Origin of the sequence: Staphylococcus sp. GDX8P80P (assembly GCF_017893095.1) — a bacterium.
GTDB lineage: Bacteria > Bacillota > Bacilli > Staphylococcales > Staphylococcaceae > Staphylococcus > Staphylococcus borealis.
In genome coordinates this window covers 1-2,799 of sequence record NZ_JAESMI010000093.1, presented here as the reverse complement: position 1 = coordinate 2,799, position 2,799 = coordinate 1, and the positions used below count along the sequence as shown (strand labels likewise).

Sequence of the window (2,799 nt, the reverse complement as noted above, 5' to 3'; positions counted from 1 at the left end):
AGTCTGGACTTGACTAATTAACAATATTTGAGCTTATGAGTAATATAATTTATAATATAAAAGTTAATTTACACATTTTTATTATTACATGTAAAAAGGAAGGTCGTATGAGAAAAAGAAAAAACTGGTATTCAAAAGTATATTATTTATTTGTTTCTGTCTTAATTATTGCTATTATAGCGATTGCATTTATCCTTTATAAAACGCGTGAAGAAAAACAAAATCGCTCACTAGATTATTATTCAAGTTTTCAAGAATTAAAAGATGATACAACAGAAGGTAAAGACTGGCGTGTTAAAACAAAAAACCGCAAAGATAATCACATCCTTGTTACGGCCATTCACGGCGGAGGTATTGAACCAGGTACGACTGAACTCGCTCGTCGTGTAGCCAATCTAGGTAACTATGATTTTTATACTTTTGAAGGATTAATGCCTAAACATAATGAACGTTTGCATATTACTTCAACTGTATTTGATGAACCAACCCTCTTAAAAATGTTGGACCACTCCGAAGAGACTATATCCATTCATGGCTATGCAGGTGAAGATCCAATTGTTTACGTTGGTGGCAAAGATAAACAATTAGCCAAATCAATAACAAAATCATTAAAACGTAAAGGTTTCACAGTTCAAAAGAGTCCTAAAGGTATTGAGGCGACATCATCCTCCAATATCATTAATAGAAATGACAATGATACCGGCGTTCAACTTGAATTAACAACCGGACAACGTGCGCTATTTTTTAAAGATAAACAACTGGATCAACAAACAAGATCGAATCCAGACAACTACACCCGTACGTTCTACAAATTTGCCAAAGCAGTTAATCAAGGCATCGAAAACGCTCAATAATCTATTCTCAGGTGTTAGGCTATCCTCACTACGTTTTCACCCCTATTTAAATTGGGTATAAAGTACTATAGTGAGGGGGAACGTGTTATGTTAGAAACATTAACTCAAGAACAAAAATATACAATAGCGAAATTTTATAAATTATATATGGAACGTTCTAATGAAGGTCAGTCAGAAAATGAAGCAAATTATTTTGGTAATAGTATAAAAACACAAGACGATTATTTCTGTGATCGTGAATATGATGATTTTTTAGAGAATTGTAAAGTACTCATTGATCATGGTTATCTAGATGGACAACTAACAGCAGATAGAATTGACGATATTACGATTACTAACAAAGCTTTCACGGAGATAGAACAAAGTTTTAAATAATCAAACCGCTACGTTAGACTATGACTAACGTAGTTTTATTTTTATGAAAAAGGTGAATATATGACTAACTGGAAAATTAATAATCAATCACATAGACAATTAATGGTTCAAGCATATGAAAATGAAATCTCTATAGTTGAACCTTATCATAATGGTGCATTTAGAATATTAGCAGAAATCGACTTAAATCAAACATCAAATGAAACACAACTTAATGATGAAAAACTATATGTTTCTGTCAGCAAAGAGAATGAGGAGATTAACATTTACGATAGAGTCAATTAGTGTGATACATAAAGCCTTTGCACTACTGTTTTCAAATAGTAATTAGATGTTAATTACAAGGTAATATGTATTTTATAATATGTGTAGTACAATACAATTAACAATGTAAATTAAATGGAGGTAGCCTATGGAGAAACTGTTGTTCTATACAGGCACGGTATTATTAATCATAGCGATTATTTTAATTTTATTCGCTATTGTGGCAGTTTTTAAAAATAAAAACTATTTAAAATATTTCGCAATGGCTATTACGATTATTTTACTTAGCATGCTTGCATTAGGCATTCATAAAATGATTGAAAGTAACAATCCATCTGAAAATCACGCAACACAATCTAAAGAGGATAAATCGTCTAAAGAAAAAGATAAAGATAAGGATAAACAAAGCAAAGACAAAAAAGATAATAACAACGATAAAGATGATAGTAATGTTACTCAAGAAGAACAAAATCGCTCTGAAGAAACATCAGCTAACAATGAAACAAATACTCAAGAACAGCAAGGCACACAACAAGAACAACCAACCGCTGAACAATCAACTAATGAAACACCTTCTACACAACAAGGAACTACACAAAACAATGCAGTCAATAATCAAAATTCAAATCAATCAAACAACTCAAACCAATCTTATAATCAAAATGGCAGAAATATAAATAACAACACTAATAATGGCGATCACAACGGTTCAAACGAGAATGCTACTACAGACAACAACTCAAGTGCTGAAGACCAGTCAAATGCCGAAAATCAAGCAGATGATAATCAGATCCAAAGTTATTCTGAAGATAGTGCAAATGGACAGTTTAGAAGTAATGATACATCAGCAGAAAGTAATACTAATGAGACAGATAATAGTACAAATTAATTAGCAGTAAAATTGCGTGTTTTCTATATTCACTGTAACTGGCCTTGTCACTCAGTGAATGAGATAACAATGACGTAGCTTATCTCATTTATTCGATTTAATTGAATTTATAAATTATTATTAACTGTTGAATTTTTAGAAAAGTGTGACATACTTATATTAATATTATTTATATCAATTAGATATTAAATATAATTAAACAAAGGGTGACACATATGAAAAAAGTAGCTTTTGTACTGCTTTCAAGTTTTTTACTATTAGGGGCATGCGGTAATAATGATGACCCAGTAGACAATGTTAAGAAAAGTTCTGACAAAAAAGACAATCCTAACGCGCATAAAGACAAAGGCGAATCAGATCGTACAGATGGTAAAAAAATTAACGATAACTAATAGCAAAACTAGCATTTACTGTTTC

Annotated in this window: 5 protein-coding genes; all 5 read left to right on the top strand. The window is 31.1% G+C overall.

Going from position 1 to position 2,799, the window contains the following annotated elements; translation table 11 throughout:
* Positions 1-107: 107 nt before the first annotated feature.
* The 5 genes from KA858_RS08800 (at position 108) to KA858_RS08780 (ending at position 2,774) form a co-directional block, all read left to right on the top strand.
* The gene (locus KA858_RS08800; protein WP_107630000.1) at positions 108-854 is read left to right on the top strand and encodes a poly-gamma-glutamate hydrolase family protein; all 747 of its coding nucleotides are present in this window, start codon (positions 108-110) and stop codon (positions 852-854) included.
* Positions 855-941: 87 nt separating this feature from the next.
* Positions 942-1,229: a hypothetical protein gene (locus tag KA858_RS08795; RefSeq protein WP_053029878.1), complete on the top strand. Its 288-nt coding sequence runs from the start codon at positions 942-944 to the stop codon at positions 1,227-1,229.
* 60 nt (positions 1,230-1,289) lie between these two features.
* Complete coding sequence (locus KA858_RS08790; RefSeq protein ID WP_053029879.1) at positions 1,290-1,514, top strand: hypothetical protein; 225 nt, start codon at positions 1,290-1,292, stop codon at positions 1,512-1,514.
* Between the two features lie 127 nt (positions 1,515-1,641).
* The gene (locus KA858_RS08785) at positions 1,642-2,382 is read left to right on the top strand and encodes a hypothetical protein (protein ID WP_210135470.1); all 741 of its coding nucleotides are present in this window, start codon (positions 1,642-1,644) and stop codon (positions 2,380-2,382) included.
* Between the two features lie 215 nt (positions 2,383-2,597).
* Positions 2,598-2,774 (top strand): hypothetical protein, encoded by a 177-nt coding sequence (locus KA858_RS08780; protein ID WP_174841502.1) that lies wholly within the window; start codon positions 2,598-2,600, stop codon positions 2,772-2,774.
* Positions 2,775-2,799 lie beyond the last annotated feature (25 nt).